This window comes from Streptomyces sp. NPDC044061, from assembly GCF_056434305.1.
Genome location: NZ_JBWKFL010000015.1, coordinates 252,498 through 266,290 on the forward strand (window position 1 = coordinate 252,498; position 13,793 = coordinate 266,290).

Consider the following 13,793-nt stretch of genomic DNA (forward strand, 5'->3'; position numbering starts at 1 on the left):
GTAACCGATGAGCACTGTTGACATCCTTTCGCCGGCGGGCGACAAGGCCGGTTCCGTCGAGCTCCCCGCGGAGATCTTCGACGCCAAGGTCAGCGTTCCGCTGATCCACCAGGTCGTCGTCGCGCAGCTGGCCGCTGCCCGTCAGGGCACCCACAAGACGAAGACCCGTGGCGAGGTCCGTGGTGGTGGCAAGAAGCCGTACCGCCAGAAGGGCACCGGCCGCGCCCGTCAGGGTTCGACCCGCGCCCCGCAGTTCGCCGGCGGTGGCGTCGTCCACGGCCCGCAGCCGCGTGACTACTCGCAGCGCACCCCCAAGAAGATGAAGGCCGCCGCCCTGCGCGGTGCCCTCACCGACCGGGCGCGTCACAACCGCATCCACGTCGTCTCCGGCGTGGTCGAGGGCGAGAACCCCAGCACCAAGGCCGCCAAGAGCCTGTTCGGCAAGATCTCGGAGCGCAAGAACCTGCTCCTGATCGTCGAGCGCGCCGACGAGGCCGCGTGGCTGTCCGCCCGCAACCTGCCCCAGGTCCACATCCTGGAGCCGGGCCAGCTGAACACGTACGACGTTCTCGTCTCGGACGACGTGGTCTTCACCCAGGCCGCGTTCGAGTCCTTCGTGTCTGGCCCCAAGGCCGCTGACACCGAAGGGAGCGAGGCCTGATGGCTACGCGTCACCCGAGCATTGCCTCCAAGGCTGCGAAGGCCGCCAAGGCCGCGCGCGTCGCCAAGGCGCGTCGCCACGCCGCCGAGGGCAAGAACACCGTCGAGACCCCGCTGAGCAAGTCGTACACGGACCCCCGTGACGTCCTGCTGAAGCCGGTCGTCTCCGAGAAGAGCTACGCGCTCCTCGACGAGAACAAGTACACGTTCATCGTCGCCCCGGGCGCCAACAAGACCCAGATCAAGCAGGCCGTCCAGGCGGTCTTCGACGTCAAGGTCACCGGGGTCAACACGATCAACCGCCAGGGCAAGCGCAAGCGGACCCGCACGGGCTTCGGCCAGCGTGCCGCCACCAAGCGCGCGATCGTGACCCTCGCCGAGGGCGACCGTATCGACATCTTCGGCGGTCCGACCGCCTAAGGGCGGTCCGGATCGTCCGATATCGGACGAGGACTGAGAAATGGGAATCCGCAAGTACAAGCCGACTACGCCGGGCCGTCGTGGCGCCAGCGTCGCCGACTTCGTCGAGGTCACGCGGTCCACGCCGGAGAAGTCGCTGGTCCGCCCCCTGCACAGCAAGGGCGGCCGTAACAACGCCGGTCGTGTGACCGTTCGCCACCAGGGTGGCGGACACAAGCGCGCCTACCGTGTGATCGACTTCCGTCGTCACGACAAGGACGGCGTGCCGGCGAAGGTCGCGCACATCGAGTACGACCCCAACCGCACCGCGCGCATCGCGCTGCTGCACTACGCCGACGGCGAGAAGCGCTACATCCTCGCCCCGCGCAACCTGCAGCAGGGTGACCGCGTCGAGAACGGTCCCGGGGCCGACATCAAGCCGGGCAACAACCTGGCCATCCGCAACATCCCGGTCGGTACCACGATCCACGCGATCGAGCTCCGTCCCGGTGGCGGTGCCAAGTTCGCCCGTTCCGCCGGTGCCTCCGTGCAGCTGCTCGCGAAGGAGGGCTCGATGGCCCACCTGCGCATGCCGTCCGGCGAGATCCGCCTGGTCGACGTCCGCTGCCGCGCCACCATCGGTGAGGTCGGCAACGCCGAGCAGAGCAACATCAACTGGGGTAAGGCCGGCCGTAAGCGGTGGCTGGGCGTTCGCCCGACCGTCCGTGGTGTCGTGATGAACCCGGTTGACCACCCGCACGGTGGTGGTGAGGGCCGGACCTCCGGTGGTCGCCACCCTGTGTCCCCGTGGGGCAAGAAGGAAGGCCGTACTCGTTCGCCCAAGAAGGCGTCGAACAAGTACATCGTCCGCCGCCGCAAGACGAACAAGAAGCGCTAAGGACGGGTTGAGATGCCTCGTAGCTTGAAGAAGGGACCCTTCGTCGACGACCACCTGATCAAGAAGGTGGACGTCCAGAACGAAGCCGGTACCAAGAACGTCATCAAGACCTGGTCCCGTCGCTCGATGATCGTCCCGGCCATGCTCGGCCACACGATCGCGGTGCACAACGGCAAGACCCACATCCCGGTGTTCGTCACCGAGTCGATGGTCGGCCACAAGCTCGGCGAGTTCTCGCCGACCCGCACCTTCCGGGGCCACGTCAAGGACGACCGGAAGTCGAAGCGCCGCTAGTAGCGGATCGCATTCAGACACGTAAGTAACTGAGAGGGACAACCATGGAAGCCAGGGCCCAGGCGCGGTACATCCGCGTCACGCCCATGAAGGCCCGCCGCGTGGTGGACCTGATCCGTGGCATGGACGCCACGGAGGCTCAGGCTGTTCTGCGATTCGCTCCGCAGGCAGCCTCCGTGCCGGTCGGCAAGGTGCTCGACAGCGCCATCGCCAACGCCGCGCACAACTACGACCACACCGACGCCGACAGCCTCTTCATCTCCGAGGCGTACGTCGACGAGGGCCCGACCCTGAAGCGGTTCCGTCCGCGTGCCCAGGGCCGTGCCTACCGGATCCGCAAGCGGACCAGCCACATCACCGTGGTCGTCAGCAGCAAGGAAGGAACCCGGTAATGGGCCAGAAGGTAAACCCGCACGGGTTCCGGCTCGGTGTCACGACCGACTTCAAGTCGCGTTGGTACGCCGACAAGCTGTACAAGGACTACGTCAAGGAAGACGTCGCCATCCGTCGGATGATGACGTCCGGCATGGAGCGCGCCGGCATCTCGAAGGTTGAGATCGAGCGCACCCGTGACCGCGTGCGTGTGGACATCCACACCGCTCGTCCGGGCATCGTCATCGGCCGCCGTGGCGCCGAGGCCGACCGCATCCGCGGTGACCTCGAGAAGCTCACGGGCAAGCAGGTCCAGCTGAACATCCTCGAGGTCAAGAACCCCGAGACCGACGCTCAGCTGGTTGCCCAGGCCGTTGCCGAGCAGCTCTCCTCCCGCGTCTCCTTCCGCCGCGCCATGCGTAAGAGCATGCAGTCGGCGATGAAGGCCGGCGCCAAGGGCATCAAGATCCAGTGCGGTGGCCGCCTCGGCGGCGCCGAGATGTCCCGCTCGGAGTTCTACCGCGAGGGCCGTGTGCCCCTGCACACGCTCCGTGCGAACGTGGACTACGGCTTCTTCGAGGCCAAGACGACCTTCGGCCGCATCGGTGTGAAGGTCTGGATCTACAAGGGCGACGTCAAGAACATCGCCGAGGTCCGCGCCGAGAACGCTGCGGCCCGTGCGGGTAACCGCCCGGCCCGTGGCGGTGCCGACCGCCCGGCCCGTGGTGGCCGCGGTGGCGAGCGGCGCGGTCGCAAGCCGCAGCAGGCTGCCGGCGCCGAGGCCCCCAAGGCCGAGGCTCCCGCGTCCGCTCCGGCTGAGAGCACCGGAACGGAGGCCTGACCGAAATGCTGATCCCCCGTAGGGTCAAGCACCGCAAGCAGCACCACCCGAAGCGCAACGGCGCTGCCAAGGGTGGCACGACGGTTGCGTTCGGCGAGTACGGCATCCAGGCGCTCACCCCGGCGTACGTGACGAACCGTCAGATCGAGGCCGCTCGTATCGCCATGACGCGTCACATCAAGCGTGGTGGCAAGGTCTGGATCAACATCTACCCGGACCGTCCCCTCACCAAGAAGCCTGCCGAGACCCGCATGGGTTCCGGTAAGGGTTCTCCGGAGTGGTGGATCGCCAACGTCAAGCCCGGACGCGTGATGTTCGAGCTGTCGTACCCCAACGAGAAGATCGCCCGTGAGGCGCTGACCCGTGCGGCCCACAAGCTGCCGATGAAGTGCCGGATCGTCAAGCGCGAGGCAGGTGAAGCGTGATGTCGGCCGGTACCAAGGCGTCCGAGCTGCGCGAGCTGGGCAACGAGGAGCTTCTCGGCAAGCTCCGCGAGGCCAAGGAAGAGCTGTTCAACCTCCGCTTCCAGGCGGCGACGGGCCAGCTTGAGAACCACGGTCGGCTGCGTGCCGTCCGCAAGGACATCGCCCGTATCTACACCCTGCTGCACGAGCGCGAGCTCGGCATCGAAACGGTGGAGAACGCCTGATGAGCGAGAACAACGTGACTGAGAACACTGAGGCGCGCGGCTTCCGCAAGACCCGTGAGGGTCTCGTCGTCAGCGACAAGATGGACAAGACCGTCGTCGTCGCCGTCGAGGACCGTGTCAAGCACGCGCTGTACGGCAAGGTCATCCGCCGTACCAACAAGCTCAAGGCGCACGACGAGCAGAACGCTGCGGGTGTCGGCGACCGCGTCCTCCTCATGGAGACCCGGCCGCTGTCCGCGACGAAGCGCTGGCGCGTCGTCGAGATCCTCGAGAAGGCCAAGTAAGTCTCCTGCGGGGCATTCCTCGCAGGACAGTTCCGCCAGGCTCCGGGAGCCGCTCCGCTGAGCGGCTCCCGGGGAACCGGCAGACAAACAGGAGATAGACGTGATCCAGCAGGAGTCGCGACTGCGCGTCGCCGACAACACTGGTGCGAAGGAAATCCTTTGCATCCGTGTGCTCGGTGGCTCCGGTCGCCGCTACGCGGGCATCGGTGACGTCATCGTCGCCACCGTCAAGGACGCGATCCCCGGTGGCAACGTGAAGAAGGGTGACGTCGTCAAGGCGGTCATCGTTCGCACCGTCAAGGAGCGCCGCCGTCCGGACGGCTCGTACATCCGCTTCGACGAGAACGCCGCCGTCATTCTGAAGAACGACGGCGACCCTCGCGGCACCCGTATCTTCGGCCCGGTCGGCCGTGAGCTGCGCGAGAAGAAGTTCATGAAGATCATCTCGCTCGCGCCGGAGGTGCTGTAAGCATGAAGATCAAGAAGGGCGACCTGGTCCAGGTCATCACCGGTAAGGACAAGGGCAAGCAGGGCAAGGTCATTGCCGCTTACCCGCGCGAGGAGCGTGTCCTGGTCGAGGGTGTCAACCGGGTCAAGAAGCACACCAAGGCCGGCCCGACCGCCAGCGGTTCCCAGGCCGGCGGCATCGTGACCACCGAAGCCCCGATCCACGTGAGCAACGTTCAGCTCGTCGTGGAGAAGGACGGCAACAAGGTCGTCACGCGTGTCGGTTACCGCTTCGACGACGAAGGCAACAAGATCCGCGTTGCCAAGCGGACGGGTGAGGACATCTGATGGCTACCACCACCACTCCGCGTCTGAAGCAGAAGTACCGCGAGGAGATCGCGGGCAAGCTGCGTGACGAGTTCAAGTACGAGAACGTCATGCAGGTTCCCGGCCTCGTCAAGATCGTGGTCAACATGGGTGTGGGCGACGCCGCCCGCGACTCCAAGCTGATCGAGGGCGCCATCCGCGACCTCACCACGATCACCGGTCAGAAGCCGGCCGTCACCAAGGCCCGCAAGTCCATCGCGCAGTTCAAGCTGCGTGAGGGCCAGCCGATCGGTGCTCACGTCACGCTCCGTGGCGACCGCATGTGGGAGTTCCTGGACCGCACCCTGTCGCTCGCGCTGCCGCGCATCCGCGACTTCCGCGGCCTGTCCCCCAAGCAGTTCGACGGCCGTGGCAACTACACCTTCGGTCTCACGGAGCAGGTCATGTTCCACGAGATCGACCAGGACAAGATCGACCGCACCCGGGGTATGGACATCACCGTGGTGACCACGGCGACCAACGACGCTGAGGGCCGCGCGCTCCTTCGTCACCTCGGCTTCCCCTTCAAGGAGGCGTGAGCGAGATGGCGAAGAAGGCTCTGATTGCCAAGGCTGCTCGCAAGCCCAAGTTCGGTGTGCGTGGCTACACCCGCTGCCAGCGCTGCGGCCGCCCGCACTCCGTGTACCGCAAGTTCGGCCTCTGCCGCGTGTGCCTTCGTGAGATGGCTCACCGTGGCGAGCTGCCGGGCGTGACCAAGAGCTCCTGGTAATCCCGGTTTTTAGGGATTCCTGAAGCTCTCGGTAAGCATCTGGGTCGGCAGGGGCCCTTCTCCGCATGCCGTAGGCTTGTGGGGTTGGGCGTCTGCCGCGCCCGTACGACTTACTACGCCGTAGGTCCACCGCGCCGCACCCGTCCCGTCTCGGATCGGGGAGAGGGATGGCGCACCAGGAAACCCCGGCGAGAGAGGCCGAAGGCCAATTCATGACCATGACTGATCCGATCGCAGACATGCTTACGCGTCTGCGGAACGCGAACTCGGCATACCACGACTCCGTGACGATGCCGGCATCGAAGATCAAGTCGCACATCGCGGAGATCCTCCAGCAGGAGGGCTTCATCACGGGCTGGAAGGTCGAGGACGCCGAGGTCGGCAAGAACCTCGTTCTCGAGCTGAAGTTCGGCCCGAACCGTGAGCGCTCCATCGCGGGCATCAAGCGGATCTCCAAGCCCGGTCTCCGGGTGTACGCGAAGTCCACCAACCTGCCGAAGGTGCTGGGCGGCCTCGGCGTGGCGATCATCTCCACGTCGCACGGGCTCCTCACCGACAAGCAGGCCGGCAAGAAGGGCGTGGGTGGGGAAGTCCTCGCCTACGTCTGGTAGCGGAAGGGAACGGAGGAAACAGCTATGTCGCGTATTGGCAAGCTCCCCATCACGGTTCCCGCCGGCGTGGACGTCACCATCGACGGCCGTACGGTCTCGGTCAAGGGCCCCAAGGGCTCGCTGACCCACACCGTCGTCGCGCCGATCGACATCGTCAAGGGTGAGGACGGCGTTCTGAACGTCACCCGTCCGAACGACGAGCGTCAGAACAAGGCCCTGCACGGCCTGTCCCGCACGCTGGTGGCGAACATGATCACCGGCGTGACCCAGGGTTACGTGAAGAAGCTCGAGATCAGCGGTGTCGGTTACCGCGTGACGGCCAAGGGCTCGAACCTCGAGTTCGCGCTCGGCTACAGCCACCCGATCGTCGTCGAGGCGCCCGAGGGCATCACCTTCAAGGTGGAGACCCCGACCCGCTTCCAGGTCGAGGGCATCGACAAGCAGAAGGTCGGCGAGGTTGCGGCCAACATCCGCAAGCTGCGCAAGCCCGACCCGTACAAGGCCAAGGGCGTCAAGTACGAGGGCGAAGTCATCCGCCGCAAGGTCGGAAAGGCGGGTAAGTAAGCCATGGCATACGGGCAGAAGATCCTCAAGGGCGACGCCTACAAGCGCGCCGCGATCAAGCGCCGTCACATCCGGATCCGCAAGCGGATCTCCGGTACGGCGGAGCGTCCCCGTCTGGTCGTGACCCGCTCCAACCGCCACATCGTGGCGCAGGTGATCGACGACCTCAAGGGCCACACCCTGGCGTCCGCGTCCACCCTGGACGCGTCCGTCCGCGGTGGCGAGGGCGACAAGTCCTCGCAGGCCAAGCAGGTCGGCGCCCTGGTCGCCGAGCGTGCCAAGGCCGCCGGTGTCGAGGCTGTCGTGTTCGACCGTGGTGGCAACCAGTACGCCGGGCGCATCGCCGCCCTGGCGGACGCCGCCCGCGAAGCCGGGCTCAAGTTCTGAGCCTGCCGTAGCTAGCGGAAAAAGAGAGAGGTAATTCCAATGGCTGGACCCCAGCGCCGCGGTGGCGGTGCCGGTGGCGGCGAGCGGCGGGACCGGAAGGGCCGTGACGGCGGCGCTGCTGCCGCCGAGAAGACCGCGTACGTTGAGCGCGTCGTCGCGATCAACCGCGTCGCCAAGGTTGTGAAGGGTGGTCGTCGCTTCAGCTTCACCGCGCTGGTCGTGGTGGGCGACGGTGATGGCACCGTGGGTGTCGGATACGGCAAGGCCAAGGAGGTGCCGGCCGCCATCGCCAAGGGTGTTGAGGAGGCCAAGAAGCACTTCTTCAAGGTCCCCCGGATCCAGGGCACCATCCCGCACCCCATCCAGGGTGAGAAGGCTGCCGGCGTCGTGCTGCTCAAGCCCGCGTCCCCCGGTACCGGTGTTATCGCCGGTGGTCCGGTGCGTGCCGTGCTCGAGTGCGCCGGTATCCACGACATCCTGTCGAAGTCGCTCGGCTCCGACAACGCGATCAACATCGTGCACGCGACCGTGGAGGCCCTGAAGGGCCTGCAGCGTCCCGAGGAGGTCGCGGCCCGCCGTGGCCTGCCGCTCGAGGACGTCGCCCCCGCGGCTCTTCTCCGTGCGCGTGCCGGGGCGGGTGCGTAATCATGGCGCAGCTCAAGATTACGCAGGTCAAGTCCTACATCGGCAGCAAGCAGAACCACCGCGACACCCTGCGTTCCCTTGGTCTCAAGGGCATCAACACGCAGGTCGTCAAGGAGGACCGCCCCGAGTTCCGCGGCATGGTGCACACCGTCCGCCACCTCGTGACGGTCGAGGAGGTCGACTGATCATGGCGGAGCAGAACCCGCTCAAGATCCACAACCTCCGTCCCGCCCCGGGCGCCAAGACCGCCAAGACCCGTGTCGGTCGTGGTGAGGCGTCGAAGGGTAAGACGGCCGGTCGTGGTACCAAGGGCACCAAGGCCCGCTACCAGGTTCCGGAGCGCTTCGAGGGCGGCCAGATGCCGCTGCACATGCGCCTCCCGAAGCTGAAGGGCTTCAAGAACCCGTTCAAGACCGAGTTCCAGGTCGTGAACCTCGACAAGCTGGCCGCGCTCTACCCCGAGGGTGGCGAGGTCACGGTCGAGGGTCTGGTGGCCAAGGGTGCCGTTCGCAAGAACAGCCTCGTCAAGGTCCTGGGCCAGGGCGAGATCTCCGTGGCGCTGCAGGTGACGGTCGACGCCGTCTCCGGCTCCGCCAAGGAGAAGATCACCGCCGCCGGCGGTACGGTCACCGAGCTCGTCTGAGTTTCTCGGACGCCTTGATGACGTGAACGATCCCGACCGGGGATACTCCACAAAAGGGGTATCCCCGGTTGGTCGTTCCTAGGGCAGCGGTCACGCAGGTAAGGTGGCCAGCACTGCCCACTTTCACCGGGTGCTTCATTGGGGCACTCTGAGCGGCAGTTGGCCGTTAGTCATTCGTCGAACCTCAAGACCGTCACCCTTGACGCAGTTGCGCGGGGGTCGCAGGAGGCACCGTGCTCACCGCGTTCGCCCGGGCGTTCAGGACGCCCGACCTGCGCAAGAAGCTGCTGTTCACGCTGGCCATCATCGTGGTCTACCGGATGGGTACCCACATCCCGATCCCGGGCGTCAACTACAAGGCCGTCCAGCAGTGTATGGACGAGGCGTCCGCCAACCAGGGCCTCTTCGGACTGGTCAATATGTTCAGCGGTGGCGCGCTGCTGCAGATCACGATCTTCGCGCTCGGCATCATGCCGTACATCACGGCCAGCATCATCCTTCAGCTGCTGACCGTGGTCATCCCGCGCCTCGAGGCCCTGAAGAAGGAGGGCCAGGCCGGCACGGCGAAGATCACGCAGTACACCCGGTACCTGACCGTGGCGCTCGCCATCCTGCAGGGCACCGGTCTGGTGGCCACCGCCCGCAGCGGCGCGCTGTTCAGCGGCTGCCCGGTCGCCAACTCGATCGTCCCGAACCAGTCGATCTTCACCACCATCACCATGGTCATCTGCATGACCGCCGGCACCGCCGTCGTCATGTGGCTCGGTGAGCTGATCACCGACCGCGGCATCGGCAACGGCATGTCGATCCTGATGTTCATCTCGATCGCCGCCACGTTCCCGTCCGCGCTGTGGGCCATCAAGAAGCAGGGCACCCTGGCCGGCGGCTGGATCGAGTTCAGCACCGTCATCCTGGTCGGCCTGGTCATGGTCGCGCTCGTCGTCTTCGTCGAGCAGGCCCAGCGCCGCATCCCGGTGCAGTACGCGAAGCGCATGATCGGCCGTCGTTCCTACGGCGGTACGTCCACGTACATCCCGCTCAAGGTGAACCAGGCGGGTGTGATTCCCGTCATCTTCGCCTCGTCGCTGCTCTACATTCCGGCACTCGTCGCGCAGTTCGCGGGGGGCAAGTCGGGCTGGAAGACCTGGGTCGAGCAGAACCTGACCAAGGGCGACCACCCGATTTACATCACTCTGTACTTCTTGCTCATCGTTTTCTTCGCATTCTTCTACGTGGCGATCTCCTTCAACCCCGAGGAAGTCGCCGACAACATGAAGAAGTATGGTGGCTTCATCCCGGGCATCCGGGCTGGCCGACCGACCGCTGAGTACCTCAGCTACGTGCTCAACCGGATCACCTGGCCGGGTTCGCTGTATCTGGGTCTGATCGCTCTCGTACCGACAATGGCGTTGGTGGGCTTCGGGGCAAGCCAGAACTTCCCGTTCGGCGGGACCAGCATCCTCATCATCGTGGGTGTCGGCCTCGAGACGGTGAAGCAGATCGAGAGCCAGCTCCAGCAGCGCAATTACGAAGGGTTCCTCCGCTGATGCGTATCGTCCTCGTCGGGCCGCCGGGTGCCGGTAAGGGAACGCAGGCCGTCCGGCTCGCAGAGAAGCTGGCCGTTCCGCACATCTCCACGGGCGACCTGTTCCGGGCCAACATCAGCCGGCAGACCGAGCTGGGCAAGCTCGCGAAGTCCTACATGGACGCCGGCAACCTCGTGCCCGACGAGGTCACCATCGCGATGGCCAAGGACCGCATGGAGCAGCCGGACGCCGAGAACGGCTTCCTGCTGGACGGCTTCCCGCGGAATGTCTCGCAAGCCGAGGCGCTGGACCAGCTGCTGGAGACCGAGGGCATCAAGCTGGACGCCGTCCTGGACCTGGAGGTCCCGGAGGAGGAGGTCGTCAAGCGGATCGCCGGCCGGCGCATCTGCCGCAACGACTCGTCCCACGTCTTCCACGTGACGTACAGCCCGGCGAAGCAGGAGGGCGTGTGCGACGTCTGCGGCGGTGAGCTGTACCAGCGCGACGACGACTCCGAGGAGACCGTCCGCAAGCGGCTGGAGGTCTACCACACGCAGACCGAGCCGATCATCGACTACTACAAGTCGCAGGGCCTGGTCCGTACGATCTCCTCGATGGGCCCGGTGGACGAGGTCACCGAGCGGGCGCTGGACGCCCTCAAGCGCGAGAAGGCCGAGAACAAGTAGATCGCGGTCCTTCCGGCCGCGGTGCCCTGCCGGGTGCCGCGGCCGTAGTGTTGTGTACGTAACCCAGTCGACGTGTGACGGAGAGCGCAGGACCCCCATGGTGCAGATCAAGACCCCCGAGCAGATCGCCAAGATGCGAGCGGCGGGCCTGGTCGTCGCCGCGATCCACGCGGCCACCCGGGAGACGGCGGTGCCGGGCGCCAGCACCAGGGATCTCGACGAGGTCGCCCGCAAGGTGCTCGCCGAGCACGGCGCCAAGTCGAACTTCCTCGGCTACGGCGGTTTCCCCGCGACGATCTGCACCTCGGTCAACGACGTGGTGGTCCACGGCATCCCCTCCGAGGACGTCGTCCTGAAGGACGGCGACATCATCTCCATCGACTGCGGCGCGATCGTCGACGGCTGGCACGGCGACGCGGCCTACACGGCGTTCGTGGGCTCCGGTCACGCCCCGGAGCTGATCGAGCTCTCCCGGGTGACCGAGGAGTCGATGTGGGCCGGTATCGCGGCCATGAAGCAGGGCAACCGCCTGGTCGACGTCTCCCGGGCCGTCGAGACGTACATCCGCCGCCAGCCCAAGCCCGGTGGCGGCAAGTACGGGATCATCGAGGACTACGGCGGCCACGGCATCGGCACCGAGATGCACATGGACCCGCACCTGCTGAACTACGTCGACCGCCGGCGCGGCAAGGGCCCCAAGCTGGTCCCCGGCTTCTGCCTCGCGATCGAGCCGATGGTCTCCCTCGGCACCCCGCGCACCGAGGTCCTGTCGGACGACTGGACGGTCATCACGACGGACGGCACCTGGTCCTCCCACTGGGAGCACTCGGTCGCCCTCACCGAGCAGGGCCCGCTGGTCCTGACGGCCCCCGACGGCGGTAGGGCGAAGCTGGCGGAGTACGGCATCACGGCCGCCCCCGACCCTCTTGCATGAAGATCTTGCCCGTGGGGCAGACTTCCCCGATTCGTGTTTCAGGGTGCGCTGACGTAGACTGACTCGTCGGCTCTCGTGCACCCGCATGTCCGCATGCGCTCGCACTTGCCCCTCGGGCAAGGCAGAGAGTCGATCAAGGTAGTCGATTCGAAGGGCGAAGCGTGGCCAAGAAGCAAGGTGCCATCGAGATCGAGGGCACTGTCGTCGAGTCTCTGCCGAACGCCATGTTCAAGGTCGAGCTCCAGAACGGCCACCAGGTCCTGGCACACATCAGCGGCAAGATGCGCATGCACTACATCCGCATCCTCCCTGACGACCGGGTCGTGGTGGAGCTGTCTCCGTACGACCTGACGCGTGGCCGGATCGTCTACCGGTACAAGTAGATCTTGCCCCCGCCCCGGGCCTTCCCGGTGCGATGGCACTGACCCGGAGAACCTCACCCAATGAAGGTCAAGCCGAGCGTCAAGAAGATCTGCGACAAGTGCAGGGTGATCCGCCGTCACGGTCGGGTCATGGTCATCTGCGACAACCCGCGCCACAAGCAGCGCCAGGGCTGACGCACGACCGATCCCTCTGCACTCTTCGCAGGGATTCGCGCGACGCAAGCTGAATATGTTCATACGCAGAGCCCGAGTCCGAGATGGCTCGACACCCCCGGTTCGGAGGCCGGGGACCCGGTTCGTACCTGGTACGGCGGCCGGGAGCCGGTTCTGCGGAAGACCTCCGAAGATCACCAGGAGCCATTGAAGTGGCACGCGTTTCCGGTGTTGACATCCCGCGCGAAAAGCGCGTGGAGGTCGCCCTCACCTACGTGTTCGGCATCGGCCGGACTCTTTCGCAGCAGACGCTGGCGGAGACGGGCATCGACCCGAACACCCGTGTTCGTGACCTGAGCGAAGAGCAGCTCGTCGCGATCCGCGAGTACGTCGACAACAACATCAAGACCGAGGGTGACCTCCGTCGCGAGATCCAGGCCGACATCCGCCGCAAGGTCGAGATCGGCTGCTACCAGGGTCTCCGTCACCGTCGCGGTCTGCCCGTCCGCGGTCAGCGCACCAGCACCAACGCTCGTACCCGCAAGGGCCCGCGTCGCGCCATCGCCGGCAAGAAGAAGCCGGGCAAGAAGTAGTCCGCAGCGGACACCTGTCCACGGTCTTCGCTGTAGGACCGACCACCTCCCGTAGGAGTTAGTAGATGCCCCCCAAGGGACGTCAGGGCGCTGCCAAGAAGGTGCGCCGCAAGGAAAAGAAGAACGTCGCTCACGGCCACGCGCACATCAAGAGCACGTTCAACAACACGATCGTCTCGATCACGGACCCGTCCGGCAACGTGATCTCCTGGGCCTCCGCCGGCCACGTCGGCTTCAAGGGCTCCCGGAAGTCCACGCCGTTCGCCGCGCAGATGGCCGCCGAGTCGGCTGCCCGCCGCGCCCAGGAGCACGGCATGCGCAAGGTCGACGTGTTCGTCAAGGGCCCGGGCTCCGGTCGTGAGACCGCGATCCGCTCCCTGCAGGCCACGGGCCTCGAGGTCGGCTCCATCCAGGACGTCACCCCGACCCCGCACAACGGCTGCCGTCCGCCGAAGCGCCGCCGCGTCTGACGCACGGCCGCTTCGACCGGCTCAGGGTTTCGGGCGGTACGGCTCCTTCGGGTCGTGCCGCCCGTACCCTTGCAGTACCCGCGCCTTTTCATGGGTGCGATTTCCGTCGGGCGTCAAATAGCGGGCGTCCACGAAAGAAGGATCTGATCCACACATGCTGATCGCTCAGCGTCCCTCGTTGACCGAAGAGGTCGTCGACGAGTTCCGCTCCCGGTTCGTGATCGAGCCGCTGGAGCCGGGCTTCGGTTACACCCTCGG

At 66.1% G+C, this 13,793-nt stretch carries 26 protein-coding genes and 1 pseudogene; all 27 read left to right on the forward strand.

All coding sequences use genetic code 11. From position 1 onward, the window contains the following. Positions 1-7: 7 nt before the first annotated feature. The gene (gene rplD / locus AC07CM_RS25545; RefSeq protein ID WP_478878772.1) at positions 8-661 is read left to right on the forward strand and encodes a 50S ribosomal protein L4; all 654 of its coding nucleotides are present in this window, start codon (positions 8-10) and stop codon (positions 659-661) included. Continuing rightward, positions 661-1,080, forward strand: a complete 420-nt coding sequence (rplW, locus tag AC07CM_RS25550; protein WP_478878773.1) for a 50S ribosomal protein L23 — start codon at positions 661-663, stop codon at positions 1,078-1,080. The genes rplD and rplW overlap by 1 nt, the downstream gene beginning before the upstream one ends. A gap of 40 nt (positions 1,081-1,120) precedes the next feature. Further along, on the forward strand, positions 1,121-1,957 hold the full coding sequence (gene rplB / locus AC07CM_RS25555; RefSeq protein WP_353600330.1) for a 50S ribosomal protein L2: 837 nt from the start codon (positions 1,121-1,123) through the stop codon (positions 1,955-1,957). A 12-nt stretch (positions 1,958-1,969) separates the two neighbouring features. Continuing rightward, a complete protein-coding gene (gene rpsS, locus AC07CM_RS25560) occupies positions 1,970-2,251 on the forward strand; it encodes a 30S ribosomal protein S19 (protein ID WP_003948639.1) in 282 nt (93 codons plus the stop codon). A 44-nt stretch (positions 2,252-2,295) separates the two neighbouring features. Continuing rightward, the gene (rplV, locus tag AC07CM_RS25565) at positions 2,296-2,643 is read left to right on the forward strand and encodes a 50S ribosomal protein L22 (protein ID WP_003974262.1); all 348 of its coding nucleotides are present in this window, start codon (positions 2,296-2,298) and stop codon (positions 2,641-2,643) included. Then, positions 2,643-3,464, forward strand: coding sequence for a 30S ribosomal protein S3 (rpsC, locus tag AC07CM_RS25570; RefSeq protein ID WP_003998826.1), 822 nt, complete (start codon positions 2,643-2,645; stop codon positions 3,462-3,464). Before rplV ends, rpsC begins: the two co-directional genes overlap by 1 nt. 5 nt (positions 3,465-3,469) lie before the next feature. Continuing rightward, positions 3,470-3,889 carry a 50S ribosomal protein L16 gene (rplP, locus tag AC07CM_RS25575; RefSeq protein WP_055536777.1) on the forward strand — a complete coding sequence of 140 codons (420 nt, stop codon included), beginning with the start codon at positions 3,470-3,472 and terminating at the stop codon, positions 3,887-3,889. Beyond that, a complete protein-coding gene (gene rpmC / locus AC07CM_RS25580) occupies positions 3,889-4,113 on the forward strand; it encodes a 50S ribosomal protein L29 (RefSeq protein WP_478878774.1) in 225 nt (74 codons plus the stop codon). Before rplP ends, rpmC begins: the two co-directional genes overlap by 1 nt. Beyond that, positions 4,113-4,397: a 30S ribosomal protein S17 gene (gene rpsQ / locus AC07CM_RS25585; RefSeq protein ID WP_004984524.1), complete on the forward strand. Its 285-nt coding sequence runs from the start codon at positions 4,113-4,115 to the stop codon at positions 4,395-4,397. The genes rpmC and rpsQ overlap by 1 nt, the downstream gene beginning before the upstream one ends. Positions 4,398-4,497: 100 nt before the next feature. Next, positions 4,498-4,866, forward strand: a complete 369-nt coding sequence (rplN, locus tag AC07CM_RS25590; RefSeq protein ID WP_003998823.1) for a 50S ribosomal protein L14 — start codon at positions 4,498-4,500, stop codon at positions 4,864-4,866. A 2-nt stretch (positions 4,867-4,868) separates the two neighbouring features. Continuing rightward, the gene (gene rplX / locus AC07CM_RS25595) at positions 4,869-5,192 is read left to right on the forward strand and encodes a 50S ribosomal protein L24 (RefSeq protein ID WP_030930498.1); all 324 of its coding nucleotides are present in this window, start codon (positions 4,869-4,871) and stop codon (positions 5,190-5,192) included. Then, positions 5,192-5,749 (forward strand): 50S ribosomal protein L5, encoded by a 558-nt coding sequence (gene rplE / locus AC07CM_RS25600; protein WP_061920719.1) that lies wholly within the window; start codon positions 5,192-5,194, stop codon positions 5,747-5,749. The genes rplX and rplE overlap by 1 nt, the downstream gene beginning before the upstream one ends. Positions 5,750-5,754: 5 nt before the next feature. Then, positions 5,755-5,940, forward strand: a complete 186-nt coding sequence (locus AC07CM_RS25605; protein WP_003948630.1) for a type Z 30S ribosomal protein S14 — start codon at positions 5,755-5,757, stop codon at positions 5,938-5,940. A gap of 212 nt (positions 5,941-6,152) precedes the next feature. Further along, positions 6,153-6,551 (forward strand): 30S ribosomal protein S8, encoded by a 399-nt coding sequence (gene rpsH / locus AC07CM_RS25610; RefSeq protein ID WP_007384075.1) that lies wholly within the window; start codon positions 6,153-6,155, stop codon positions 6,549-6,551. Between the two features lie 24 nt (positions 6,552-6,575). Beyond that, positions 6,576-7,115, forward strand: coding sequence for a 50S ribosomal protein L6 (rplF, locus tag AC07CM_RS25615; protein ID WP_071373346.1), 540 nt, complete (start codon positions 6,576-6,578; stop codon positions 7,113-7,115). Between the two features lie 3 nt (positions 7,116-7,118). Beyond that, the gene (gene rplR, locus AC07CM_RS25620; RefSeq protein WP_145886665.1) at positions 7,119-7,502 is read left to right on the forward strand and encodes a 50S ribosomal protein L18; all 384 of its coding nucleotides are present in this window, start codon (positions 7,119-7,121) and stop codon (positions 7,500-7,502) included. A gap of 39 nt (positions 7,503-7,541) precedes the next feature. After that, a complete protein-coding gene (rpsE, locus tag AC07CM_RS25625; RefSeq protein ID WP_015658456.1) occupies positions 7,542-8,147 on the forward strand; it encodes a 30S ribosomal protein S5 in 606 nt (201 codons plus the stop codon). Positions 8,148-8,149: 2 nt separating this feature from the next. Then, positions 8,150-8,332 carry a 50S ribosomal protein L30 gene (rpmD, locus tag AC07CM_RS25630; protein WP_003974250.1) on the forward strand — a complete coding sequence of 61 codons (183 nt, stop codon included), beginning with the start codon at positions 8,150-8,152 and terminating at the stop codon, positions 8,330-8,332. Positions 8,333-8,334: 2 nt separating this feature from the next. Continuing rightward, positions 8,335-8,790: a 50S ribosomal protein L15 gene (gene rplO / locus AC07CM_RS25635; RefSeq protein ID WP_023547373.1), complete on the forward strand. Its 456-nt coding sequence runs from the start codon at positions 8,335-8,337 to the stop codon at positions 8,788-8,790. A gap of 233 nt (positions 8,791-9,023) precedes the next feature. Further along, entirely contained in the window at positions 9,024-10,337 is a 1,314-nt protein-coding gene (secY, locus tag AC07CM_RS25640) for a preprotein translocase subunit SecY (protein WP_478878775.1), read from the forward strand. Further along, positions 10,337-11,002 carry an adenylate kinase gene (locus AC07CM_RS25645; RefSeq protein WP_478878776.1) on the forward strand — a complete coding sequence of 222 codons (666 nt, stop codon included), beginning with the start codon at positions 10,337-10,339 and terminating at the stop codon, positions 11,000-11,002. Before secY ends, AC07CM_RS25645 begins: the two co-directional genes overlap by 1 nt. 97 nt (positions 11,003-11,099) lie before the next feature. Beyond that, positions 11,100-11,936, forward strand: coding sequence for a type I methionyl aminopeptidase (gene map / locus AC07CM_RS25650; protein ID WP_478878777.1), 837 nt, complete (start codon positions 11,100-11,102; stop codon positions 11,934-11,936). A gap of 161 nt (positions 11,937-12,097) precedes the next feature. Continuing rightward, a complete protein-coding gene (gene infA, locus AC07CM_RS25655) occupies positions 12,098-12,319 on the forward strand; it encodes a translation initiation factor IF-1 (protein WP_003948620.1) in 222 nt (73 codons plus the stop codon). 60 nt (positions 12,320-12,379) lie between these two features. After that, positions 12,380-12,493, forward strand: coding sequence for a 50S ribosomal protein L36 (rpmJ, locus tag AC07CM_RS25660; protein ID WP_003974245.1), 114 nt, complete (start codon positions 12,380-12,382; stop codon positions 12,491-12,493). A gap of 191 nt (positions 12,494-12,684) precedes the next feature. Beyond that, positions 12,685-13,065: a 30S ribosomal protein S13 gene (rpsM, locus tag AC07CM_RS25665; RefSeq protein ID WP_020135802.1), complete on the forward strand. Its 381-nt coding sequence runs from the start codon at positions 12,685-12,687 to the stop codon at positions 13,063-13,065. Positions 13,066-13,130: 65 nt separating this feature from the next. Continuing rightward, the gene (rpsK, locus tag AC07CM_RS25670) at positions 13,131-13,535 is read left to right on the forward strand and encodes a 30S ribosomal protein S11 (protein ID WP_003956432.1); all 405 of its coding nucleotides are present in this window, start codon (positions 13,131-13,133) and stop codon (positions 13,533-13,535) included. A 154-nt stretch (positions 13,536-13,689) separates the two neighbouring features. Then, positions 13,690-13,793, forward strand: a pseudogene (locus tag AC07CM_RS25675) (DNA-directed RNA polymerase subunit alpha); the annotation flags it as partial.